The following is a 20,676-nucleotide window of genomic DNA, read 5'->3' on the forward strand; positions in this document are numbered from 1 at the left end:
GGGGACAGATCAAAACAGATCGCCAACACGATCACTTCAACCCGAAAGGAAACGACATGAAACTCGCACTCACAGCACTCGCCACCACCATCGCCCTCGCCACCGGTGCCTCGGCCATGGTCGGCCCCTATGAACGCGCCGTCAACGAGAACCAGGCGGGCCTCTTCACCCAGGGCGCACAGACCCAGACCGGCGTCGAGACGCAAAGCGACAGCCCCGAGGCGGACTACGCGGTCGGCGGCGAGAAAGAGATCACCGTGTTCTCGGCCAATGCCTCGGATACGCGCGCCTTCAACGGCTACGAGGGCCGGTAACCCCCACCCCCTCGAACCCAAAAGCGCCCGGGATTTCCCGGGCGCTTTTCATTTGCCGCCGACGCCTGTCAACCGATACCACCGGATCGACCCCGGTGCCGATCACGGCTCACTTCGACTTCTCATCCTTGTCATCTTCGTCATCCTCGTCATCCGAGGGCAGGTTGAAGTAGCTCTCGGCATCGTGGATATCCTCGTAATTCCGCTCTTCCTCGTCCTCCTTTGAAAGCGAGAAAGTTTCGAGCCCCTCGATCGCCGTCGGGATCTTCGGTTCGGCTTCCATTCCAAGGCTCTGCTCGGTCGAGACAAGCTTGCGGCGTTCGTCATCGCTCATCACCGCGCCTTCGGCGGCCTTTTTCTGGGCCGCCTTCTGCACCACGGCGTCAAGCTCGGACTGTTTGCACAGGCCAAGGGCCACCGGGTCGATCGGCTGAATATTCCCGATATTCCAATGCGTCCGCTCGCGGATCGCCTGGATCGTCGGCTTGGTCGTGCCAACCAGTTTCGACACCTGCGCGTCGGTCAACTCGGGGTGGAACTTGACCAGCCACAGGATCGCCGCCGGGCGGTCCTGCCGTTTTGAAAGCGGCGTGTAACGCGGGCCGCGGCGTTTTTCCTCGCCCACGGCCGCCGGGTTGAACTTGAGCCTGAGCTTGTGCAGCGGGTCTTTTTCCGCCTTGTCGATCTCGTCCTGCGTCAACTGGTTGTTGGCGATCGGGTCGAACCCTTGCACCCCCGCCGCCACGTCTCCGTCGGCAATGCCCTGAACCTCAAGCTCGTGCAGGCCGCAGAATTCCGCGATCTGCTTGAAACTGATCGTCGTGTTATCCACCAGCCAGACTGCTGTGGCCTTGGCCATAATCGGTCTGTCACCCATCCTATCGCCTCCATAGCGCAAACTATCCCCGAACATGACTTCCTCGTGCCCTGAATTGGGCTGGCCGCCGGGGCCAAGGATCGAGTTGTTGGGGAACTCACGCGCTATATAGTGCCGATAAGCGTGAAAGGAAAGGGTGAATGCGCTTGTGAATCGCCCTTGCGTCGTGCGCTGCATTGCCGCCGCACGGAACTTTGCCACGTAGACCAGGGCGTTCCGCGACCCCCGCAACCCGGCTTTTCGAAAAACCCGGCGCAACGCTCGGCGCCTTCACCGCGCCCCGCCCCGCCGGGCCAACTGCAGGATAGAAATAGAAAAACCGCCCTCTGTCGCCAGAACGCGGTTTTCCTCGAAATCTTCGGCATTGCCTGTTAGCGGCGGATACCCAGACGCTTGATCAGGTCCTGGTAACGCGACTCTTCCTTGCCTCTCAGATAATCCAGAAGCTTGCGGCGCTGGGCCACCATCTTCAAAAGACCACGGCGGCCGTGATTGTCTTTCTTGTGGGTCTTGAAATGCTCGGTGAGCGTCGTGATGCGCGAGGTCAGGATCGCCACTTGCACTTCGGGCGACCCGGTGTCGCCTTCCTTGGTGGCAAATTCCTTCATCAGGCGGGTTTTTTCTTCCGCGGTAATCGACATCGGGGTCTCCTTTTCGGTTCAAGGGTTCGGGCACAGGCCGGGATGTCGTCCAGCAAGGTCCATAGAGATCACCCCGCGAACGGGCGGGGATGCGCGCGTATAGGAGAGATTCTCCGCAAAGAAAAGCGAAAATCGCGCGAATCAGCCCAACAGGCCCGAAGCCGATTCCGGCACGAGCTGAATATCGCCCAGCATCAGCCCCGCGCCGCCCGACACGGCCATGACCCGCGCCCCGTCGGCCAGCACATGCATCAGCGTATCGTCGTCGTCATCCCGCTCCAGCGCCAGTTCCGGCGGCATATCGCCCGCGCTGTCATCGTAAAGCACCACGATCATATCCTCGGCCGCGTCGAAATCCAGGACCTGCGCGGCCACGCTTTCCGCCCCCCAACCCGCAGCCGCAACCAGATCGGCGCCCTCGCCCGCCGTCACGATATCCCCCGGCCCCGCGACAATCGTATCCGCACCATGCCCACCATTCAGGTAATCGCGCGCGGCATCCTCGCCCTCGGGTTCGGGCCCGATCAGCAGATCATCACCCCAACCCCCGAAGAGCGTATCCTCGCCCGCGCCGCCAATGAGCGTGTCATCCCCAAGATAGCCATGCAGCGCATCCTCGCCCGCACCGCCGATCAACACGTCGTCGCCGGTCCCGCCATGCAGCGTGTCATCGCCATCGCCACCGGCCATCACGTCGTCATCCGGATGACCAAAGGCAAGGTCATCCCCCGCCCCCCCGATCAACGTATCCGCGCCGTAACCACCGTGAATCTCATCGTCGCCCGCATCCCCGGCCACCGCGTCATCACCATCACCGCCATGCAGCACGTCATCGTCGCCGCCGCCGGAAATGCTGTCATTCCCCGCGCCGCCATGAACCTGATCTGTGTTGTCGCCCCCCGTGATCGCGTCATCACCATCGCCGCCTTGCAGAATGTCGCCCAGACTGCGCGCCTGCGCCTCACGCTCGTCACCCGCCTCGGCGGGTCCGGCCTCATCCTCTTCATCCGGCTCGATGCCAACGAACACACTGGCACCGACCAGAACCATACCCATCAAACCCGCAAGAAACAGCATCGCAAACGGTCCCACTGGAAAACATGGGGTATTGCGCCACAAAGCAACGCATCGGTCAAAGCGTTTCGCATCAACTGGTTAACGGATCTCTTCGATCTGGTCGACGATCTGTGCCGCCCATTCCCCGATCAGCGGCAGGAACTCGAACTGCGACACCCACCAGGCCAGCAGCGAAACCAGGATCGTCGCCCCCATCACCGAGCCGAGACCAAACGCCAGCCCCCGCGCGAACTGGAACAGCACCAGCCGCCAGAACGAGTTGTGAATCCTGACAAAGCGGTGCCCGTTGAGCCGTTCGACCTCCCGCGTCAGCCGTGCAATCGCCTCAGTCTGTGCATCCGTCGATGTGTCATCCTGCGTCATGGCCGCCTCCTAGGGTCAGAACCAGCGTTCGGGTTGTCGGGCATAGGCAATATAAAGCGGATGCTTGGGGTGGCCAGCCTTGCTCAGGCCGAGGTGAAACACCGGCGCCCCGGTGCCGCGCAACAGCGCCTCGACCGCCGCCCCCCGGCCCAGATGCGCGCCATGCGTGCCCCATGCCGCGACGATCCGGTCGGCCCAGTCACAGCTCTCCACGATGGCCGCGTCATTCTCCGGCCCCACCGGGTCGGGCGCGGCGCGCATCTTTCGCGGATCGGTGTCGCGCCACGCAAAGATGTTGGTCACCCGGAACGCACCAAAGCCCAGCGCCCGCGCGCGCCGTTCACAGCGTTCGACCGTCGGGTCGTTCTGCACCTCGGTCGCGGTCGACGGGTTGAGCATGATGAAAAGCGCGCGCCCCGCCCCCGGCGCCCATTCGCGGGTCAGGGTATAGCGATAGCGCTCGCAATCCGAATAGACGGCGGTCGAGGGCGCATCGCCCTTGATATGGGTGCGGGTGATCATGCCCGCCCGATCATGCGCGCCAGTCAAAAAATCCCGGCCCGGCACGACCAAGCAGGCGTGCCGCCATGTCGCGCCCCATCGCCGCCCCGTCCTCGACCGGGCCTTCGACCGCGTCGGCCAGCCGTTCGCTGCCATCGGGCCGCAGGATCTCACCGCGCAGCCGCAGCCGCCCACCCTCGAGCTCGGCCAACCCGCCGATCGGCGTCTCGCAACTCCCGTCGAGCCGTGCGAGGAACGCCCGCTCTGCGGCCAGTTGCTGCCCGGTGGGCCCATCGTGAATCGCTTCAAGCAGTTCGGCCACGCGGCTGTCATCCGCGCGCCGCTCGATCCCGATCGCGCCCTGTGCCAGCGCGGGAAGCATCTCTTCGGGGGCAATCGCCGTGGCCGGCACCTCGCCGAGCATGTCCAGCCGCCGCAGCCCCGCCATCGCAAGGAACGTGCAGCTTGCCACCTGATCGCCGAGCTTGCGCAGCCGGGTCTGCACGTTGCCGCGAAACTCCACCACCGTGAGGTCGGGCCGCGCCACCAGAACCTGTGCCCTCCGGCGCAGGCTCGACGTGCCCACCACCGCCCCTTCGGGCAGATCGGCGATTCCCTTGTAGCTGGGCGAGATGAACGCATCGCGCACGTCCTCACGCGGCAGGTAGCAATCCAGCACCAGCCCCGCGGGCTGATCCACCGGCATGTCCTTCATCGAATGCACCGCGATGTCGATGCCACCGGCGATCAACTGTTCCTCGATCTCCTTGGTGAAAAGCCCCTTGCCGCCGATTTCCTTCAACGGCCGGTCCTTGGCGATCAGCGCCGCATCGTCGCCCGAGGTCCGGATCACCACGATCTCGAACGCATCCGTGGGCAGGTCAAAGGCCTGCCCCAGCCTGCGCCGCGTTTCATGCGCCTGCGCAAGGGCGAGGGGCGATCCGCGCGTGCCGATCTTGAGGGGCGCATCCGGTGTGGGTAAATCCGCTTTCATATACCCCTGTTAGTCCGGGTCGGACGCGCTTTCAACCTTCCTCTCCGGCGCATCTTGCCGCGCCTCCGGCTGCCGCGTTCCACGGGCAGGTTCCGCCCGTCCGGGTGCCGGACCCGCCGGATAATCCGGCGCCCAGCGCCCGAGGCCAAGCCGCAGCATCGTGATTTCATCGTAATAGGCCATTCGCACACTCCCGCCTTGCCCGGCGAACGTCGCAAATCCCTCCTGACAGGATGCTGTCAGTAGCGCATGCTATCCTGTCAGCAGCATCCGCATCGCAACGAGACCCCCATGCCCCGATCCAACCGCCTGTTCGAACTCATCCAGATCCTGCGCGCCGCGCCCGGATCGCGCACCGCCCATGACCTCGCCGAAGAGCTCGAGGTGAGCACGCGCACGATCTACCGCGACATCGCCGCACTCCAGGCGATGCGCGTGCCCGTCGAAGGGGCTGCCGGTCTCGGCTACCTGCTGCGCCGGGGCTATGACCTGCCGCCGCTCAATTTCGACCAGGAGGAAACCGAGGCGCTGCGCGTCGGCCTCGCCATGCTCGCCCGCACCGGCGACAGCACCCTGCAGCGCGCCGCCAAACGGGTCTGCGACAAGGTCGACGCGTTGCATGGCCCCGCCGATTGGCTCTCCGTCGCGCCCTGGGGGGCACCCGTCGACAACCCCGATCTCGGCTGCGTCTCCATCGCCCGCCTGCGCCAGGCGATCCGCGACGAGGAAACACTGCGCATCACCTACCAGAACGAGACCGGCGAGATGACCGAGCGCCGGGTGCGACCAATCGTCGTGATCTACCATCTCAACTGCACCATGCTGGCGGCCTGGTGCGAGCTGCGCGGCGATTTCCGCCATTTCCGCACCGACCGGATTTACGCCTGCGATCCCGGCGGCACGCATTTTCCCGGCCAGGGCGCGGTGCTGCGCAACCTCTGGCAACAACGCGAAGCGGTGGCGGCGGAAACCCCCACCGCGTCCGGCTGAGACGCCCTAGTGCCTTGACATCCCGCCCCGGGAAAGGGACGAACCCGGGAACACGAAAGGACATATCATGGCCGAGCAGAAGACACTCCTGCGCGCACTTGCGGGCGAGACCCTGCCCACTCCACCGATCTGGATGATGCGGCAGGCGGGGCGCTACCTGCCCGAATACCGCGCCACCCGGGCCGAGGCGGGCGATTTCCTGTCGCTGTGCTACAACCCCGAGCTTGCCGCCGAGGTGACGCTGCAACCGATCCGCCGCTATGGCTTTGACGCGGCGATCCTCTTTGCCGATATCCTGCTGGTGCCACAGGCACTGGGCGCCGACCTCTGGTTCGTCACCGGCGAAGGGCCGCGCCTTTCGACGATCACCACCCAGTACGAGTTCGAAACGCTCAACCCCGCCGATGCGATTCACGACACGCTTTCGCCGATCTATGAAACCATCCGCATCCTCACCCGCGACCTGCCGAGCGAAACCGCCCTCATCGGCTTTGCCGGGGCGCCGTGGACGGTGGCGACCTACATGATCGCCGGGCGCGGCACACCCGACCAGGGCCCGGCCCATGCCCTCAAATCCGAGAACCGCCCGCTCTTCGAGGCGCTGCTCGAACGGCTGACCCACGCAACCATCGAATATCTCTCGATGCAGATCGAGGCGGGGGCCGAATGCGTGAAGCTCTTCGACAGTTGGGCAGGCTCGCTCAAGGGCGAGGATTTCGACCGCTACGCCACCGAACCCGCCCGCCAGATCATCGCGGAGCTGAAATCCCGCCATCCCGGCATTCCCGTCATCGCCTTCCCGCGCGAGGCGGGCGAGAAATACATCGGCTTCCACGCCGCCACCGGCGCCGATTGCGTCGCAATCGACGATAGCGTGACGCCCGAATGGGCGGCAAAGCACGTTCAGAAAGACGGCTGCGTGCAGGGCAACCTCAAATCCTCGCACATGGTCACCGGCGGACAGGCCCTCGTCGATGAAACCCGCCGCATCGTCACGGCGCTTTCGAACGGCCCGCATATCTTCAACCTCGGCCACGGCATCACCCCCGACGCCGACCCCGAGAACGTGCAACTGATGATCGACACCGTGCGCGGCGGTTAAGGCGTTGGAGGGCTAATTCACGTTACTGCACGAGCCGCACAACACTCTCCACCTTTCCCGGGGGCGCCCCGGGTTGCGGGGGCGAAGCCCCGGGGCCGCTTTGCGGACTCTCCTGCCGTTCATGCATTGCGCAGCATTCTCAGTCATGAAAACGCAGACAGCGGATAAGAACTGATCCGTTCGGCAAGATCTCATAACACTGCCCTTCGGCTGATGGGCGGTTGCCTAGTCCACGAAGGCCAGCATCCGCCCACAGATCAACACGGCAAGCCAGATCAAGAGCGAGGGCAGCCCGACGCGCCACAGCGCGACGCCGGGGCGCGCGAAGCTGTTGGTAGAATGAAACCACACTGCGTGGCCGGTGCCGCAGGCGATCAGCGTCAGTTTCAGCAAGAACAGCCGCATTTGCAGGTAATCGGCGGGTCCGGCCAGAAACAGCAGCAGCCCGGTCACTATGGCCAGCGTCAATCCGATGGCGGCAACCGGCACCAGCACCCGCGCCAGATCGGGCACGGGGACGGTTGGCCACAGCCCGATCAGCCGCAAATCGAGGCTGGCGATCGCGCCGATCAGCAGCGCGATCCCCAGCACATGCCCGCCGCTGACGGCGGCATAGATCCAGCGACCGCTCCGCATCATCTGCGCCGGATCGCTGGCAGCAAGCGTTTCGATCAGTGGGTCCACGCGCTAGCTGCGGCCGGGATAGAGTTCGTGCAGATTGCCATCGAACCAGATGCGCTCGGCCTTGAGCCGCCGCTCTTCCACATCCGCCGAGGGCTCGCCTTCGATGACGATTTCCCGGCCCTCGGCGAAATCGTCATCGGTCAGGCCGGCGCGTTCATTGCGCCATGGCTGGCCGACCTCGACCTGCCAGACCTCGCCGTCGGCATCGACCTGCAGCACGCCGTGTGGATTGCCGAGACTGGCCGATTGGATAATGCCGGTAAGACGGATGTTGTCGCCGCTGGTCCAGCGCCAGCCATGATGGGCCAGCACGGGAGTGGTAAATCCCCCGACGAGGATCGCGAAGGTGAGTGTGCGCCGTGTCAGCATGGGCTACTCCTTTCCGTTGTGGTAAGAATAGGCCATGCTGACACGGCGCGGCAAATCACGGTTTGCGGCGCGCGATATTAACCCCGCATCTGCAGAAAAACCTGTGGCGAGGAGGCAAATCGATGCCGGAAGGCCTGTGTCCGGTCGGCTGCGCCTGAAGCATCTGAGTGAACCCGCGAAGGCAGAAATGGCTCCAAACGGTCATCCGACAGTTCCGCTCGGAGAAAATGGCCTCCAGCCCGCTACCCTGCCTTCATCGGGTCTCTTGTGTCAGGTCAAGAAGGCCACGCCCCGGCTTCAGCCCCCCGACGCCTCGAAGAGGATCAGCTCGACCCGCTCGCCGCCGTCGACATAGGCATCATGGCCGGGCGGGATGTCGAAAAAATCACCGCGGGCAATCGGGGTCTCGGCCCCGGTTTCGATCATCCGCACCACCAGCTTGCCCGAGATGCAATAGCCGACATGGCGCATCGGGCACGAGTCGGGCGATCCCAGAAGCGGCTTTTCATCCGCTTCCCAGGTCCAGCCGGGCTCGAATACCGCGTGCATCCCCGTCGTCCCGTCGCGCATCTTGACGATGTCGATCCCGCCGCGCTCCTTCATGTCGAGCGCGTCATCGGGGGTTTCAAAACGCCTGATTTCAATCGTTGGTTCCATGGTTCTGCAAGCCTTTCTGCCGGGCCGTGTCGTCGAAAACGCGACCGGTCCCGCTCAAACGTGAATGATCTCCTCTTTCAGCGACCCCAGGATCTCCCCGACCTCGGCACGGGTGTCGCCGTCGTATCCCAGTTGCGCCATCGTGGTCAGGATGTCGTCGGCCGCGGCCTCGTATTCCCGCGCGCTGATGTCCATGCCGCGATGGGTCTCGGTCATGCTCCGGCCCCGGTACCTGTCGGGCCCGTCGCTGCCCGCCGCGAAGAAATCACAGGTGTGCTGCTTGACCTCCTCGACGTATTCGGGCCGGTCCTCATAGGGCAGGAAACGGTGCTGGATGACCGGATTGCGCATATGCGCGTCGATCGCCCCGTCGACGATCCGCCTGATTCCACCGGCCCCGCCAAGTCGCTCGTAAAGCGTGACGGTGCTGAGTTGTGCGCCCAATGATTGGGTCATGATGGCTCCTTTCCTTGTTGTCGAGATGTGCCCGAAACTGCGCGGACGAGCGGGGTTCAGGCCGTCTCTGCCTGCGCCGTTTTCACGTCGGCGGCTGTCATCGGCTTGCCGCCGATCGCCCATTCACCGGATGCGATTTCGTGAACCCGAACCCAGGTGACACCGCGCAGGGCCTCGCCCTCTATCCGGATCATGGCCTCGGTCACGTCCTCGATCATCCTGCGTTTCTGGCTGTCGTCGAAGACACCTTCGATCAGTTGAATGTCTACAAGTGGCATGGCCTTGCTCCTTTGTTGCGGTCTGGCCTTCTTGCTGTCGGGCGTGACCCGATGCCGTGACAAGGTGCCACGCGGAGAGGGCGCCGGGCCAGTTCACGAACTGAACCCGGGCGATACAATATCTGAACTGGCCGTGAACCCGGTCCGCGTGCCAGTATGGCAGCAACCTGGAAGAGGAGACCATCATGACGAATGCGAGCTACAAACAGTTTTGCCCCGTCGCCATGGCGGCCGAAGTCCTTTGCACAAGGTGGACGGTCGTGCTCCTGCGCGAGTTGATCGCCGGGTCGACCCGGTTCAACGAATTGCGCCGCGGCGTGCCGCGAATGTCCCCCGCCCTGCTGTCCAAGCGCCTGCGCGAGTTGGAGCGCGCCGGGGTCATCGAGCGCGAGCGCCTGTCGCAGGCCCCCGAGATCGACGCCTATCGCCTGACCCGCGCCGGGCGCGACCTCCAGCCGGTGATCGAGGCGATCGGCATCTGGGGCCAGAAATGGGTCGAGACCGAACCGTCGCTCGAAAACCTCGACCCCGAGCTCTTGATGTGGGACATGCGGCGCAACCTCGATACCGACCCGGTGCCCAGCAGGCACACGGTGATCGAGTTCATCTATCCCGAACTGCCCCCGGCACAGCGCACGTGGTGGCTCATCGTGGAGCCGGACCGAACCGTGGACCTGTGCCATGTCGACCCGGGGTTCGATGTCGATCTTTACGTGACCGTCGATCTCAGGACGATGACCGAGATCTGGATGGGCCTCAAGACCGTGACAAGGGCACGCGACGAAGGGGCGCTCTGCGTTGTCGGCCACGCCGATCTCGTCGACAAGATGCAGGCCTGGCTGGGCCTGAGCCCATTCGCGACACAGGAAAAACTGGCCGGGTGATCCTGCCCGCCGACACGCCCTGAAACGAAAAAGGCGCACCCGCTAGGGGCGCGCCAGTTCGACAAGGGAAACCCCCGGATCAGGGATTACTTCACCTCGCCGGTCGGGCGCGGCGTCATTGCCGTTTCCACCGGCAGGATCGGATAGACCACCTGCGGCAGGGTGCCGGTCAGGCTCCCGAGAAAGGCCACGATCTGGTCGGCCTCGGCGTCGTTCAGATCTTCACCAAGCTGGCTCTCGCCCATGATCTGCACCGCGACCTTGAGATCCCACACCAGCCCCGAATGGAAATAGGGCGCGGTCTGGTCGATATTGCGCAGCGGCGAGGCGCGGAACACGTATTCGTCATCCGCCGTCTCGGTCACCGCGAACCGCCCCTTGTCACCCTCGGGCAGGATATCGGCCCCCGGCTTCTCGATCAGGCCAAACGGGTAATAGCCGTTGCCACCAAGGTTCACGCCGTTGTGGCAAGACGCACAGCCCTTGTCGATGAACAGCTCCATCCCCGCGACCTGCTCCGCGTTGAGCGCGTTGTCATCGCCATTGAGCCACGCATCGAACGGCGCCGGCGTGATCAGCGTGGCCTCGTAGGCTTCGATCGCCTTGGCGAAATTGTCGAAACTCACCGGGTCGCCCTCGGCCGGGAAGGACGCCTTGAACCACTCCACGTATTGCGGCATCGAATTCAGTGTCGCGACCACGTTTTCCGGCGTGTTGGCCATCTCGACACCGGCCTGCACCGGGCCTTTGGCCTGTTCGGCAAGGTCGGCGGCCCGACCGTCCCAGAACTGCGCCTCGTTGAACACCGCGTTCAGCACGGTGGGCGAGTTGCGCGGCCCCTTCTGCCAGCCATGGCCGATCGAGGTCGGCATGTTGTCGTCGCCGCCGGTGGCGAGGTTGTGGCACGAATTGCACGAGAACACCCCCGAGGCCGACATGCGCGGATCGAAAAACAGCGCCTTGCCAAGGTCGATCTTCTCGGGCGTGACCGGGTTGTCGGCCAGTGCCGGAATGGTCGATGGCAGCGGCTCGAAAATATCCCTCGCATAATCGCGCAGATCATTCGCGCTGGCCACCCCGGCCAGCGCGAATGTCAGCGCCGTCGTGGAAATCAGATGTCGGGTCTTCATGATATGAGGCCTCCCTCAGCCTACTTCGAATCTCGCGCTTCCCGTCACCCGCGTTCCTAATCCGACACTGGTTGCCGAAACATGATTTAGATCAATTCCAAATACAGAAACTGGAATTTTCCAATTATTATCAAATCCTTAACGCGTGAAGGAGATGAGAGCGTGTCGCATCTCGTTCGAACACACCCGCCCCGGCCCTGAGCCGGGGCCTCTCACCCTTGCCAAAGACCCCGGCCCAAATCCGCGGCAGATCAGCCAGACTCCGTTCCGGTGCGACATGCCATAGGTGACACCCATTGCCTTTCGTCCCGGGCGCAATCGCGACCACCTCCAGCGGATCAGACGACATGGCGCCGGTCCGGCCCTGACGACTCACTTGACAAGCACAACACCTGCCCCAACCTGCAGGCTTGGACTCGCGTGAACAGGGATGCCCCGTGATGATTGATCTTCTGTGGCTTGTCGGCGGCCTTGTCGGGCTGATCGTGGGGGGCGATCTCCTTGTGCGCGGCGCGGTTTCCGTGGCGCAGGCCATGCGCATCTCGCCGATGGTCATCGGCCTCACCCTCGTTGGCTTCGGCACCTCCACGCCCGAGCTTGTCACCTCGCTTCAGGCCGCGTTTTCCGGTTCGCCCGGCATCGCCATCGGCAATGTCGTGGGCAGCAATATCGGAAACATCCTGCTGATCCTCGGCCTTGCCGCGCTGCTGCGGCCGGTCATGGTCGATCCGGCGGCGCTGCGCCGTGACGGCGGCGTGATGCTGGCGGCAACGCTGCTTTGCACCGGCGTCATTCTCTGGGGCACGCTCGGGCGCGCGGCGGGTGCCGTTCTGATCGTCTCGCTGGCGTCATATCTGGTGTTCACGATCCTGCGCGAACGTCGACAACGGACCCCGGCGGCGGCGGTCTATGTGGCCGAGGCCGACCTGTTGCCCACCCCCGCGCCGACCCGTCTCATCTGGCCCGCGCTTGTCGCGCTGGCCGGCCTCGCGATCACCATCCTCGGGGCGCGATTTCTCGTCTCTGGCGCGGTCGGCCTCGCCGAGGCGGCGGGCATATCCGAAACCGTCATCGGCCTCACCATCGTCGCCATCGGCACGTCGACACCCGAGCTTGTCACCACGCTCATCGCCGTGCGCAAAGGGCAGGGCGACGTGGCGTTCGGCAATATCATCGGATCGAACATCTTCAACATCCTCGGCATCCTCGGCCTGACCGCCCTGATCCATCCGCTCGACGTGCCACAACAGGTGATCGGCTTCGACATCTGGGTCATGCTGGCGGCCACCCTCGTGATGCTGCTTTTCGCCACCACCGGACGGCGCATCGACCGGCGCGAAGGCGCGTTTCTCACCGCCGCCTATGCAACCTACCTGGCCACCACGTTATGGATCGGCTGACCTGTCGCAGGCGGCGGCGCGCGCCGCGTTAGCCATTTTTCTCAACGAAATCTTAACCTTCGCCCGGCAGCCGGGTGGCAGCCGGGCAGCAGCCGGATGTCACCCCCCCCCTTTTGGCGACCCTGCAATGGCATTAACCTTTTGGCGCGCGCCTCACCGGCGCAGCGCCGGAAGCCCGATCCCCGTGCTCTCGAATCCGCCATCCACCGCGATGATCTGCCCCGACACGAACGACGCCTTGTCCGAGCACAGGAACACGATCACCTCGCCGATCTCGTCTTCGCTGCCATAGCGGTTGAGCGGGATAGCATCATGATATGCCTCGATAATTTCCTGGCTATGCACCGCCATGGCCAGCTTGGTGCGCACCGGTCCGGGGCAAACGCAATTGGCCCTGATCCCCCATTCGCCCCATTCCGCCGCCTGCTGCCGGGTGAGATGCATCACCCCCGCTTTCGACGTGCCATAGGCCACCCGCAGGGTCGACGCGCGCAGGCCGCTGATCGACGCGATGTTCACAATCGCCCCTGAGGTCTCTTTCAGATGGGGCGCAACCTCTTGGGAACAAAGGAAAATACCGTCCAGATTGGTCTCCATCACGGTGCGCCAGCGCTTGAAATCCGTCTCGTCGATCGGCCCGAAATCGGCCACCCCGGCATTGTTGACCAGCGCGTCGATTCTTCCTTCTTTCTCAATGACTTCCGCCACCATCGCCGCGATCTGATCGGGCTGGCTGACATCGCAAATGATGGGCAAAACGCCCTCCAGCCCCGCCGCCACCTTCTCAAGCTCCGGCGCATCCCGGTCCACCATCACCACCCGCCAGCCATCGCGCAGAAACAGCTTGGTCGTGGCCAGCCCGATCCCTCGCGCGGCCCCGGTCACGATTGCTCTCTTCATCCCGCTGCCCCTTTTCAACCTGTTGAAATCAAACCCATTTCGCCATCGGCGGAAGGCTCATCAACACCGCGTTCGCGTCATGCCCGGTTTCCAGTCCGAACCTCGTTCCGCGGTCGTATACAAGGTTATATTCCGCATAAAGTCCACGATGGATCAGCTGTTTGTCCTTGTCCTCATCCGTCCATGGCATGCCCCGCCGCCGCTCCGTCACCGGCAGGAAAGCAGGCAGAAAGGCCCGCCCCACATCCTGGATAAAGGCAAAATCCGCCTCCCAGTCGCCGGTGTTGTGATCGTCGAGGAATATTCCCCCGACCCCCCGCGCCCGATGCCGGTGCGGGATATGGAAATACTCGTCCGCCCAGGCCTTGAAACGTGGGTAGAACCCGGGGTCATGGCGGTCGCAATGCGTCTTCTGAACCGCGTGGAAATGCTCCGTATCCTCTTGATATTCAATACAAGGATTGAGATCCGACCCACCCCCGAACCACCAGCCATGCGGCGTCCAGAACATCCGCGTGTTCATGTGAACCGCGGGCGCGTGCGGGTTCTGCATATGCGCCACGAGGCTGATACCGCTCGCCCAGAATCGCGGGTCGTCCTTCATGCCCGCCAAGCCCTTGCGCGCCGCCATCGCCGCCTGCGCCCGCTCGCCCAGGGTGCCATAAACGGTCGAGACATTGACGCCGACCTTCTCGAACACGCGCCCGCCACGCAGCACGCTCATCAGGCCCCCGCCCGCATCCGACCCGTCATCGCTTGCCCGCCGGGTTTCGTTGACCTCGAAGCGACCGGCGGGCATATCGGCCAGCGGACCATCGGCCTGAATATCCTCAAGCCCTTCGAATGCCGCGACAATTTCGTCACGCAACTGCCGGAACCATGCGCTGGCCCGGGCCTTTTCGTCGCTCATATCCGCTGTCACCTGAGCTGCCTTTCCGATCACGCCACGTTTCAATGCGCGGGCGCCGACACCGCATCAAGAAGCGAGCGCCCGCCATCCACGGTCAGGATCTGACCGGTCATGAAGCCCGCCCCGTCGCTGGCCAGAAACTGCACCGCTTCGGCCAGTTCCGTCGGGCTCGCGATCCGGCCCAGCGGTGTGCCATGCTCGATCACGCTGCGAAATTTCGGGTTTTCCCGCAGATGCTCCTTGAGGCTCGCGCTCATCACAGACCCCATCGCCACCGCATTGACCCGCACCCCGTTGCCCGCCAGCGCCACCGCCAGCGACCGGGTCATCTGTTCCAGCGCGGCGTTCGACACCGAAAGCGCCATCAATTCGGGGTGAGCACGGCACGCCAGGATGGTCGAAAGATTGATGATCGAACCCGAAGCCCGCCCTTCACTGCCCTTGGCCTGCTTGATCATGCGTTTCGCCACCACCTGGCTCAGCCTGAGTGACGTCATCAGGTTCTGCTGAAGCAGGATTTCCATCGCGTCGTCATCCGGGTCGAGCGGCTCCGAGCGCATCACCTGCCGTGACGCATTGACCAGAACGTCGATCCGGTCGAACGCGTCGATCGTCGCCGAGAGCAGGTTCGCAATCGTCAGTTTCTCGCGCAAATCACCGGCGAAATACCTGACATTGCTGCCTTCCTTGACTTCGCCCACCTCGCGGGCAAGCCCCTCTTCATCCATATCGGCGAACATGACGTTCGCCCCCTTGTCAGCGAAATGGCGGGCAATCGCCAGGCCCACGCCATTTGCGGCTCCGGTCACGATTGCGGTCTTGCCGGAAATCGAAAGCGACATGGCCGCTCCTTCTCTTGATTCGTCATTGAACGTTACGGGATATCAGCCCCGCGTGCGAGATCGCCCCGAGGCGCAGAAAATCTTGAATCTTGTGTCGCCGCCAATCTCCGCAACCTCGCGGAAATGGGTTCGCAGCACCTTTTCATAGGGCAGGTGCCGGTTTGCCACCATCCACAGCCGCCCCCCCGGGGCCAGCATGCGCGCCGCCTGACCGATGAATCGCGCACCCAGTTCGGGCTCGCCTTTGCGCCCTTCATGAAAGGGCGGGTTCATCACCACCGCATCGGCCGGTGTTTCGGGCATCCATCGCGTCGCATCGGCCCAGTGGAATCGCACCCGCGCGTCGGGCAAATTCTCCCGCGCACAATCGAGCGCAACCCGATCCGCCTCGACAAGATCGACCTGCTTGACGCCCGCCCGATCAAGGATCGTAGCCGTGAGATACCCCCAGCCGCCCCCCAGATCGACCACATGCGCCCCCGGTTTCTCGGGCAGGGCCGCCGCAAGCATCCGCGAGGCCGGGTCGATTCCATCGGCCGAAAACACCCCGGCACGGGTTGCAAAACCGCCCTCGATGGCACGCGGCTCGCCCGCTTCTGCCCAATCCGCGAAATCATCTGCATCGCGACGGGCCAGAAAGGTCTTGCCATGCGCCTTGGAAAACGCCGCGCCACACTGGCACCGCTGGCGCATTTCGCGAAACAGGCTGTCTATGCCATCGGTCTTCTGCCCGTCCACGATCACCGCATCCGCACGGGCCATAGCCGCCGCCACAAGCGCCCGCGCCTCTGCCTTCGCACGTGGCACGATCACGATGGCCAGCGCCGCCTTCTCGGGCGGGTCAAGCGCCACATGAACTCCCGCGGCTTCAAATGACTCGAAATCCTGTTTCATCCGCGCAACGACCCGGAGCCTGTCCCCGGGAAGACCCGTCAAATCCAGCCCCGAAACCGCGCCCGTCACGACGATCTCACCGATGTCGGGCAAAACTCCCGGGTGGTCATCCAGGAACAGGGAAAGTCGCGCAACGCTCATGCAAACCGGGACCGTGCGGCCCTCATTCCTTTTCCATGGTGCATTGCAGCGGATGTTGATGGCGGCGGGCGAAATCCATGACCTGCGCGACCTTGGTCTCGGCGATCTCGTGCGAGAAGACACCGACCACGGCAACCCCTTTCTTGTGAACCGTCAACATCACCTCGAACGCCTGCGCGTGGTTCATCCCGAAAAATCGTTCAAGCACATGCACGACGAATTCCATCGGCGTGTAGTCATCGTTCAGAAGAAGCACCTTGTAGAGTGGCGGACGCTTGGTCTTGGAACGCGTCTCGACCACGACCGACGCATCGTCATCGCCTTCGTGTTCATCCGACATGGTCACATTCCAGGCTGTCATCGACCTACCGTTTCGCGTTTCGGATTTTCTTTCCCGGTCGACCTATATAACCTCTGTGCAGCCCGAGAAAAGAGGGAGGCCGAAAAGGATCGGCAGAATGGCACGGAATCTCACGACAATTGGCTTCGATGCAGATGACACGCTCTGGCATAACGAGCGTTTCTTCCAGATGACGCAGGACCGATTCGCAGACCTGTTGCGCGATTTTGCCGAGCCGGACCATCTCGCCGAGCGCCTTCTTCAGGCCGAGCGCCGCAATCTGGGGCATTACGGTTTCGGCATCAAGGGCTTCACGCTGTCGATGATCGAAACCGCGCTCGAAGTCACCGAGAACCGCGTGCCGGGGGCGGTGATCCACGAGATCATCCTCGCCGGGCAGGAAATGCTGCGCCACCCGATCGAGCTTTTGCCCCATGCCCGCGAGACGATCGAGACCCTGACCCCCGACTTTCACCTTGTCCTGATTACAAAGGGCGATCTGCTCGACCAGGAACGCAAGCTTGCGCAATCCGGTCTGGGCGACTTGTTCGACGCGGTCGAGATCGTATCGGACAAGACCCCGCAAACCTATCATGATGCGTTCACGCGCCATGGCGACGGCCCCGCCCGGTCGATGATGGTGGGAAATTCGCTGAAATCCGATGTCGTTCCTGCAATCGAAGCGGGAGGATGGGGGGTTCACGTCCCTTTTCGATTGGAATGGGCATTGGAACAGGCCGAACCGCCCACCCACGCATCACGCTTCGCGGAACTCCTCGATCTTGGAGAGCTTCCCTCGCTTGTCGAGGCCATAGGCTAGCTCCTCGCCCCCGGCATCTGCTCGGGGATGGTGGACTCCGGTCAAGCGCATCCCCGGATGACCGCCTTTTCGCATGCGGCGACGGGGGATGGCACATGTCAGCGGTCAGGTGACACCCCGTAGCGGGCAAGAAAGGTGTCGACCGCGCCGGTGATGACCTTCTTGATCTCGTCGTCGGAAAACTCGGTCTGCACGCCAAGAACGGCCCGCAACCAGAGCCGCGAGCGCGCGAGATCGGCAAACTGCTCGGCGGCGAGCGACACGTCGCATATCCGCAGCTCGCCCCGCGCGATCGCCTCCTCGAACCCTTGTTCAAGCTGCTTGCGGCCCATTTCCGGCCCGTTTTCGTAATAGGCGCGCGCAAGTTCGGGGAACCTGTCACGCTCGGCCACGCAGATGCGGAATATGCGCTGTGAAAAATCCGACAGGAGCAGGCGGGAAATCTGTGTCGCGACAGCGATGAGAACATCGCGGATCGGGGCGTCGATACTGATGTTCTGACGTGCGGTTTCGGCCATCCGGTCACATTCGGACCGGGCAATCTCGGTGAAAAGCAGGGCCTTGTCAGGGAAATAGCTATAAAGCGTGGCCTTGGACACCCCCGCCACGCGCGCGATGTCGTCAACGCTGGCGCGTTCGAATCCATCGGCCATGAAGACTTTGCGGGCGCCCTCCAGAACCTGGTCGAACTTGCGACCTGTCCGCTTGATTTCGGCCCGCGCCCCCATTTGCACTCCCCCATCTGCCTTGCCCATACTAAACCGGGCAGTTCAGTTGCAGCAAGGTCATTATGTCCGCTTGTATCGGCCTTGGCCGGAGCATAGGTTTTCATGATTGCAACGTATGGGACTACAATATGCGCTTCTTCACCCATCGTCGGCATTTCTCGGACCTGAGCGAGCAGGAAATCCTCGCCCTGGCGATTTCGTCGGAAGAGGACGATGCCAGGATCTATCGCAGCTACGCATCGCGTCTTGCCGCGGATTATCCCGACACTGCCAAGATATTCGAAGGTATGGCCGCCGAGGAAGACGGGCATCGGCAACGCCTGATCGAGCTGTTCACGCGCCGCTTCGGGGATGTGATTCCCCTGATCCGGCGCGAACATGTCGCGGGATATTATGCGCGGCGCCCGGTCTGGCTCATCGAGAACCTCGGATTGGAGCGGATCAGGGACGAAGCCAGCGCCATGGAACGCGACGCCGAACGCTTTTACCTTGCCGCGGCCAAGCGGGTCGAGGATGCGGCTACGCGCAAGTTGCTCGGCGATCTGGCGGCGGCCGAGGCCGGACACCAGCACACCGCCGAAAAGCTCGAACAAGAGCATCTCGACGACGAGACGCGCGACAAGGAAAGCCGCAGCGCCTATCGGCAGTTCGTCCTGACATGGGTGCAACCCGGGCTGGCGGGTCTGATGGACGGCTCGGTTTCGACGCTGGCGCCGATCTTTGCCACCGCGTTCGCCACGCAGGACACCCACACGACCCTTCTCGTCGGCCTTGCCGCATCGGTCGGGGCGGGGATTTCAATGGGCTTTACCGAGGCCGCCAGCGACGATGGCGAAATCTCGGGGCGCGGCAGCCCGGTCAAACGCGGTTTCGCCAGCGGCATCATGACGACGGTTGGCGGGCTCGGGCATGCCTTGCCCTATCTGATACCGGATTTCTGGACCGCAACCATTATCGCGATGATCGTCGTGTTCGTCGAACTTTGGGCGATTGCGTGGATACAGAACAAGTACATGGAAACACCGTTCTTCCGCGCGGCGTTCCAGGTGGTTCTGGGCGGTGCACTGGTTTTCGCGGCGGGTGTCCTGATCGGCAGCGGATAACGGTTCGGGCGCGTGCCTCAGTATGCGACGCGACGGGTGCGTTTCGTTCCCAGTCTCGTGGCCAACACCTCGTGTTGCGGCTTCCATTCGTATTGACGGTCCTCGACCGTGCGCATCCACGTCAACCGGCCATATCCCTTGCGCCACGGATCAAGCACGATCCCGTCATACATGCCCGCCCCCTTGGCCGCGACGATCGCCGTGGAATGGTCGATCCGCAACACCCTGTCGGAATTCGCAATGGCCCGGTGAATGACGAGCGTCTCGAAACCCTCCTGCTTGAGCCGCCGTTCCATGTCTTCCGCCCAATGCCAGCACAGCCCGCGCGGACGCAACCCCATGTTGACCTTGGTGTTATGGACCAGGGGCGGATCGGTGACCTCGTATTCGCGGGCCAGTTGAAGCGGATAGAGATAGGCGATCTGCGCGGCCCGTTCGGCCTCGGCGGGATCGACCTGCGCGTCGAGGGCACGGATCGCGCGGGCCAGATCGGCGATTTCGGTCTGCTCCGGCGGCCCAGGTTCGGCACAGGCCGCAAGCAGGACGCACCCCATGATCAGAAGGAGCCGAAAGAAACCCATATCCGCCGCCGTCTCTCGCTTGACTTGATTGCAGGGTTGCTAGCGCCTCGAAACTTGCCTGTCGAGAGGGCTTTGCAAGATTGATACCGTCACCACCGGCGGATAGCCTGCCAAGACGGTCTTACCAACGCCCCGTCCATCACCGGTCACCTGCAACATGGGTATGACAGGCAAGGCAGGCGAAAACCTGTGAAATCATTGGTCGGAGTGAGAGGATTCGAACCTCCGGCCCCTGCCTCCCGAAGACAGTGCTCTACCAGGCTGAGCTACACTCCGTCCGTGCCGATGCCGATTACAGAATGCCACCCGCTTTGGCAAGGGGATCTAAAGACCCGCGCGGCCTTTTCTATCCTTGCCCGTCATGGGCCATGCGGCTGTCAGACGGGGCCTCGTCGCGTTCACTCATGCCATAGTCGCGCAGCACGTCCGCCACCCGCAGGCGATAGTCGGCCAGAATCCCGGCGCGCCCCGCGCTCTGCGCCTCGCGGTGACGCGGGCGATTGCGCCACGCGGCAAGGCATTCCTCGTCGCGCCAGAACGATACCGACAAGAGCTTGCCCGGCTCGCTCAGGCTCTCGAACCGCTCGATCGAGATGAACCCCTCCTGGCGCTCCAGTTCCTCACGCAGCGCCGCCGCCATGTCGAGGTAATCCCCCTCGCGCCCCTCGGCGGGCCAGAGCTCGAAAATCACCGCAAGCAT

The 20,676-nt window shown here is 63.5% G+C and carries 28 protein-coding genes and 1 tRNA gene; 7 read left to right on the top strand and 22 right to left on the bottom strand.

Annotation, left to right across the window (positions count from 1 at the left end):
* Positions 1–56 precede the first annotated feature (56 nt).
* Positions 57–314, top strand: coding sequence for a hypothetical protein (locus FLO80_RS05185; protein WP_111362529.1), 258 nt, complete (start codon positions 57–59; stop codon positions 312–314).
* Between the two features lie 109 nt (positions 315–423).
* Here the strand turns inward: FLO80_RS05185 and FLO80_RS05190 are convergent, their stop codons facing one another.
* From FLO80_RS05190 to FLO80_RS22835, 7 genes are all read right to left on the bottom strand, one after another.
* Positions 424–1,191 carry a DUF1013 domain-containing protein gene (locus FLO80_RS05190; protein ID WP_111362530.1) on the bottom strand — a complete coding sequence of 256 codons (768 nt, stop codon included), beginning with the start codon at positions 1,189–1,191 and terminating at the stop codon, positions 424–426.
* Positions 1,192–1,562: 371 nt separating this feature from the next.
* Entirely contained in the window at positions 1,563–1,832 is a 270-nt protein-coding gene (rpsO, locus tag FLO80_RS05195) for a 30S ribosomal protein S15 (protein WP_111362531.1), read from the bottom strand.
* A 141-nt stretch (positions 1,833–1,973) separates the two neighbouring features.
* Positions 1,974–2,909 carry a calcium-binding protein gene (locus tag FLO80_RS05200; protein ID WP_111362532.1) on the bottom strand — a complete coding sequence of 312 codons (936 nt, stop codon included), beginning with the start codon at positions 2,907–2,909 and terminating at the stop codon, positions 1,974–1,976.
* Between the two features lie 78 nt (positions 2,910–2,987).
* Complete coding sequence (locus tag FLO80_RS05205) at positions 2,988–3,272, bottom strand: DUF5665 domain-containing protein (RefSeq protein WP_111362533.1); 285 nt, start codon at positions 3,270–3,272, stop codon at positions 2,988–2,990.
* A gap of 15 nt (positions 3,273–3,287) precedes the next feature.
* Complete coding sequence (locus FLO80_RS05210) at positions 3,288–3,794, bottom strand: DUF1643 domain-containing protein (protein ID WP_111363155.1); 507 nt, start codon at positions 3,792–3,794, stop codon at positions 3,288–3,290.
* A gap of 10 nt (positions 3,795–3,804) precedes the next feature.
* The gene (gene hemC / locus FLO80_RS05215) at positions 3,805–4,767 is read right to left on the bottom strand and encodes a hydroxymethylbilane synthase (protein ID WP_111362534.1); all 963 of its coding nucleotides are present in this window, start codon (positions 4,765–4,767) and stop codon (positions 3,805–3,807) included.
* 9 nt (positions 4,768–4,776) lie between these two features.
* The gene (locus FLO80_RS22835) at positions 4,777–4,950 is read right to left on the bottom strand and encodes a hypothetical protein (RefSeq protein WP_188078218.1); all 174 of its coding nucleotides are present in this window, start codon (positions 4,948–4,950) and stop codon (positions 4,777–4,779) included.
* A 108-nt stretch (positions 4,951–5,058) separates the two neighbouring features.
* Here FLO80_RS22835 and FLO80_RS05220 point away from each other — a divergent pair, with 108 nt between their 5' ends.
* Together FLO80_RS05220 and hemE are read left to right on the top strand one after the other, a co-directional pair.
* Positions 5,059–5,757 carry a helix-turn-helix transcriptional regulator gene (locus tag FLO80_RS05220; RefSeq protein ID WP_111362535.1) on the top strand — a complete coding sequence of 233 codons (699 nt, stop codon included), beginning with the start codon at positions 5,059–5,061 and terminating at the stop codon, positions 5,755–5,757.
* Between the two features lie 67 nt (positions 5,758–5,824).
* On the top strand, positions 5,825–6,859 hold the full coding sequence (hemE, locus tag FLO80_RS05225; RefSeq protein WP_111362536.1) for a uroporphyrinogen decarboxylase: 1,035 nt from the start codon (positions 5,825–5,827) through the stop codon (positions 6,857–6,859).
* A 225-nt stretch (positions 6,860–7,084) separates the two neighbouring features.
* On the opposite strand, the gene FLO80_RS05230 is transcribed toward hemE, so the two are convergent.
* The 5 genes from FLO80_RS05230 to FLO80_RS05250 form a co-directional block, all read right to left on the bottom strand.
* Positions 7,085–7,543 (bottom strand): hypothetical protein, encoded by a 459-nt coding sequence (locus tag FLO80_RS05230; RefSeq protein WP_111362537.1) that lies wholly within the window; start codon positions 7,541–7,543, stop codon positions 7,085–7,087.
* A gap of 3 nt (positions 7,544–7,546) precedes the next feature.
* Positions 7,547–7,912: a DUF6152 family protein gene (locus FLO80_RS05235; protein ID WP_111362538.1), complete on the bottom strand. Its 366-nt coding sequence runs from the start codon at positions 7,910–7,912 to the stop codon at positions 7,547–7,549.
* A 297-nt stretch (positions 7,913–8,209) separates the two neighbouring features.
* Positions 8,210–8,569, bottom strand: a complete 360-nt coding sequence (locus FLO80_RS05240) for a cupin domain-containing protein (protein ID WP_111362539.1) — start codon at positions 8,567–8,569, stop codon at positions 8,210–8,212.
* Positions 8,570–8,623: 54 nt separating this feature from the next.
* The gene (locus tag FLO80_RS05245; protein ID WP_111362540.1) at positions 8,624–9,025 is read right to left on the bottom strand and encodes a group I truncated hemoglobin; all 402 of its coding nucleotides are present in this window, start codon (positions 9,023–9,025) and stop codon (positions 8,624–8,626) included.
* A gap of 56 nt (positions 9,026–9,081) precedes the next feature.
* Entirely contained in the window at positions 9,082–9,303 is a 222-nt protein-coding gene (locus FLO80_RS05250; RefSeq protein ID WP_111362541.1) for a tautomerase family protein, read from the bottom strand.
* Positions 9,304–9,488: 185 nt separating this feature from the next.
* Here FLO80_RS05250 and FLO80_RS05255 point away from each other — a divergent pair, with 185 nt between their 5' ends.
* The gene (locus FLO80_RS05255; protein ID WP_111362542.1) at positions 9,489–10,187 is read left to right on the top strand and encodes a winged helix-turn-helix transcriptional regulator; all 699 of its coding nucleotides are present in this window, start codon (positions 9,489–9,491) and stop codon (positions 10,185–10,187) included.
* 86 nt (positions 10,188–10,273) lie between these two features.
* On the opposite strand, the gene FLO80_RS05260 is transcribed toward FLO80_RS05255, so the two are convergent.
* On the bottom strand, positions 10,274–11,317 hold the full coding sequence (locus FLO80_RS05260; RefSeq protein ID WP_111362543.1) for a cytochrome-c peroxidase: 1,044 nt from the start codon (positions 11,315–11,317) through the stop codon (positions 10,274–10,276).
* 440 nt (positions 11,318–11,757) lie between these two features.
* On the opposite strand from FLO80_RS05260, the gene FLO80_RS05265 reads away from it, so the two are divergent.
* On the top strand, positions 11,758–12,717 hold the full coding sequence (locus FLO80_RS05265; RefSeq protein WP_111363157.1) for a calcium/sodium antiporter: 960 nt from the start codon (positions 11,758–11,760) through the stop codon (positions 12,715–12,717).
* A gap of 153 nt (positions 12,718–12,870) precedes the next feature.
* Here FLO80_RS05265 and FLO80_RS05270 read toward each other — a convergent pair whose 3' ends face one another.
* From FLO80_RS05270 to clpS, 5 genes are read right to left on the bottom strand one after another with little or no spacing between them, the layout of a single operon-like run.
* Positions 12,871–13,617 carry an SDR family NAD(P)-dependent oxidoreductase gene (locus FLO80_RS05270; RefSeq protein ID WP_111362544.1) on the bottom strand — a complete coding sequence of 249 codons (747 nt, stop codon included), beginning with the start codon at positions 13,615–13,617 and terminating at the stop codon, positions 12,871–12,873.
* A 28-nt stretch (positions 13,618–13,645) separates the two neighbouring features.
* Complete coding sequence (hemF, locus tag FLO80_RS05275) at positions 13,646–14,527, bottom strand: oxygen-dependent coproporphyrinogen oxidase (protein ID WP_439328705.1); 882 nt, start codon at positions 14,525–14,527, stop codon at positions 13,646–13,648.
* 41 nt (positions 14,528–14,568) lie between these two features.
* Positions 14,569–15,369, bottom strand: coding sequence for an SDR family NAD(P)-dependent oxidoreductase (locus FLO80_RS05280; protein ID WP_111362545.1), 801 nt, complete (start codon positions 15,367–15,369; stop codon positions 14,569–14,571).
* Between the two features lie 42 nt (positions 15,370–15,411).
* Positions 15,412–16,404 (bottom strand): class I SAM-dependent methyltransferase, encoded by a 993-nt coding sequence (locus FLO80_RS05285; protein WP_111362546.1) that lies wholly within the window; start codon positions 16,402–16,404, stop codon positions 15,412–15,414.
* Positions 16,405–16,426: 22 nt separating this feature from the next.
* Entirely contained in the window at positions 16,427–16,765 is a 339-nt protein-coding gene (clpS, locus tag FLO80_RS05290) for an ATP-dependent Clp protease adapter ClpS (protein WP_111362547.1), read from the bottom strand.
* A gap of 97 nt (positions 16,766–16,862) precedes the next feature.
* Here clpS and FLO80_RS05295 point away from each other — a divergent pair, with 97 nt between their 5' ends.
* Positions 16,863–17,564 carry an HAD family hydrolase gene (locus tag FLO80_RS05295; protein WP_111362548.1) on the top strand — a complete coding sequence of 234 codons (702 nt, stop codon included), beginning with the start codon at positions 16,863–16,865 and terminating at the stop codon, positions 17,562–17,564.
* Between the two features lie 98 nt (positions 17,565–17,662).
* On the opposite strand, the gene FLO80_RS05300 is transcribed toward FLO80_RS05295, so the two are convergent.
* Positions 17,663–18,292 carry a TetR/AcrR family transcriptional regulator gene (locus FLO80_RS05300; protein ID WP_111362549.1) on the bottom strand — a complete coding sequence of 210 codons (630 nt, stop codon included), beginning with the start codon at positions 18,290–18,292 and terminating at the stop codon, positions 17,663–17,665.
* A 128-nt stretch (positions 18,293–18,420) separates the two neighbouring features.
* Between FLO80_RS05300 and mbfA the strand changes: the two genes are divergently transcribed.
* Positions 18,421–19,395 carry an iron exporter MbfA gene (mbfA, locus tag FLO80_RS05305; protein WP_111362550.1) on the top strand — a complete coding sequence of 325 codons (975 nt, stop codon included), beginning with the start codon at positions 18,421–18,423 and terminating at the stop codon, positions 19,393–19,395.
* A 17-nt stretch (positions 19,396–19,412) separates the two neighbouring features.
* On the opposite strand, the gene FLO80_RS05310 is transcribed toward mbfA, so the two are convergent.
* The 3 genes from FLO80_RS05310 to FLO80_RS05320 form a co-directional block, all read right to left on the bottom strand.
* Positions 19,413–19,976 (bottom strand): hypothetical protein, encoded by a 564-nt coding sequence (locus tag FLO80_RS05310; RefSeq protein ID WP_111362551.1) that lies wholly within the window; start codon positions 19,974–19,976, stop codon positions 19,413–19,415.
* A 199-nt stretch (positions 19,977–20,175) separates the two neighbouring features.
* Positions 20,176–20,252 (bottom strand) — tRNA-Pro (locus FLO80_RS05315).
* Positions 20,253–20,322: 70 nt separating this feature from the next.
* Positions 20,323–20,676: an antibiotic biosynthesis monooxygenase family protein gene (locus FLO80_RS05320; RefSeq protein ID WP_111362552.1), complete on the bottom strand. Its 354-nt coding sequence runs from the start codon at positions 20,674–20,676 to the stop codon at positions 20,323–20,325.

The organism is Aquicoccus porphyridii (genome assembly GCF_008369105.1).
Lineage (GTDB): Bacteria > Pseudomonadota > Alphaproteobacteria > Rhodobacterales > Rhodobacteraceae > Aquicoccus > Aquicoccus porphyridii.

Excerpts from the sequence above, each read along its gene's own strand:
- FLO80_RS05295 (WP_111362548.1), top strand. The coding sequence starts at position 16,863 with ATGGCACGGAATCTCACGACAATTGGCTTCGATGCAGATGACACGCTC.
- FLO80_RS05320 (WP_111362552.1), bottom strand. The coding sequence starts at position 20,676 with ATGCTTGCGGTGATTTTCGAGCTCTGGCCCGCCGAGGGGCGCGAGGGG.
- hemF (WP_439328705.1), bottom strand. The coding sequence starts at position 14,527 with ATGAGCGACGAAAAGGCCCGGGCCAGCGCATGGTTCCGGCAGTTGCGT.
- clpS (WP_111362547.1), bottom strand. The coding sequence starts at position 16,765 with ATGACAGCCTGGAATGTGACCATGTCGGATGAACACGAAGGCGATGAC.
- FLO80_RS05210 (WP_111363155.1), bottom strand. The coding sequence starts at position 3,794 with ATGATCACCCGCACCCATATCAAGGGCGATGCGCCCTCGACCGCCGTC.
- FLO80_RS05270 (WP_111362544.1), bottom strand. The coding sequence starts at position 13,617 with ATGAAGAGAGCAATCGTGACCGGGGCCGCGCGAGGGATCGGGCTGGCC.
- FLO80_RS05235 (WP_111362538.1), bottom strand. The coding sequence starts at position 7,912 with ATGCTGACACGGCGCACACTCACCTTCGCGATCCTCGTCGGGGGATTT.
- FLO80_RS22835 (WP_188078218.1), bottom strand. The coding sequence starts at position 4,950 with ATGGCCTATTACGATGAAATCACGATGCTGCGGCTTGGCCTCGGGCGC.
- FLO80_RS05250 (WP_111362541.1), bottom strand. The coding sequence starts at position 9,303 with ATGCCACTTGTAGACATTCAACTGATCGAAGGTGTCTTCGACGACAGC.
- FLO80_RS05285 (WP_111362546.1), bottom strand. The coding sequence starts at position 16,404 with ATGAGCGTTGCGCGACTTTCCCTGTTCCTGGATGACCACCCGGGAGTT.
- FLO80_RS05185 (WP_111362529.1), top strand. The coding sequence starts at position 57 with ATGAAACTCGCACTCACAGCACTCGCCACCACCATCGCCCTCGCCACC.
- FLO80_RS05310 (WP_111362551.1), bottom strand. The coding sequence starts at position 19,976 with ATGGGTTTCTTTCGGCTCCTTCTGATCATGGGGTGCGTCCTGCTTGCG.
- rpsO (WP_111362531.1), bottom strand. The coding sequence starts at position 1,832 with ATGTCGATTACCGCGGAAGAAAAAACCCGCCTGATGAAGGAATTTGCC.
- FLO80_RS05255 (WP_111362542.1), top strand. The coding sequence starts at position 9,489 with ATGACGAATGCGAGCTACAAACAGTTTTGCCCCGTCGCCATGGCGGCC.
- mbfA (WP_111362550.1), top strand. The coding sequence starts at position 18,421 with ATGCGCTTCTTCACCCATCGTCGGCATTTCTCGGACCTGAGCGAGCAG.
- FLO80_RS05300 (WP_111362549.1), bottom strand. The coding sequence starts at position 18,292 with ATGGGGGCGCGGGCCGAAATCAAGCGGACAGGTCGCAAGTTCGACCAG.
- FLO80_RS05240 (WP_111362539.1), bottom strand. The coding sequence starts at position 8,569 with ATGGAACCAACGATTGAAATCAGGCGTTTTGAAACCCCCGATGACGCG.
- FLO80_RS05190 (WP_111362530.1), bottom strand. The coding sequence starts at position 1,191 with ATGGGTGACAGACCGATTATGGCCAAGGCCACAGCAGTCTGGCTGGTG.
- FLO80_RS05265 (WP_111363157.1), top strand. The coding sequence starts at position 11,758 with ATGATTGATCTTCTGTGGCTTGTCGGCGGCCTTGTCGGGCTGATCGTG.
- FLO80_RS05245 (WP_111362540.1), bottom strand. The coding sequence starts at position 9,025 with ATGACCCAATCATTGGGCGCACAACTCAGCACCGTCACGCTTTACGAG.
- FLO80_RS05260 (WP_111362543.1), bottom strand. The coding sequence starts at position 11,317 with ATGAAGACCCGACATCTGATTTCCACGACGGCGCTGACATTCGCGCTG.
- hemE (WP_111362536.1), top strand. The coding sequence starts at position 5,825 with ATGGCCGAGCAGAAGACACTCCTGCGCGCACTTGCGGGCGAGACCCTG.
- FLO80_RS05205 (WP_111362533.1), bottom strand. The coding sequence starts at position 3,272 with ATGACGCAGGATGACACATCGACGGATGCACAGACTGAGGCGATTGCA.
- FLO80_RS05200 (WP_111362532.1), bottom strand. The coding sequence starts at position 2,909 with ATGCTGTTTCTTGCGGGTTTGATGGGTATGGTTCTGGTCGGTGCCAGT.
- FLO80_RS05280 (WP_111362545.1), bottom strand. The coding sequence starts at position 15,369 with ATGTCGCTTTCGATTTCCGGCAAGACCGCAATCGTGACCGGAGCCGCA.
- FLO80_RS05220 (WP_111362535.1), top strand. The coding sequence starts at position 5,059 with ATGCCCCGATCCAACCGCCTGTTCGAACTCATCCAGATCCTGCGCGCC.
- hemC (WP_111362534.1), bottom strand. The coding sequence starts at position 4,767 with ATGAAAGCGGATTTACCCACACCGGATGCGCCCCTCAAGATCGGCACG.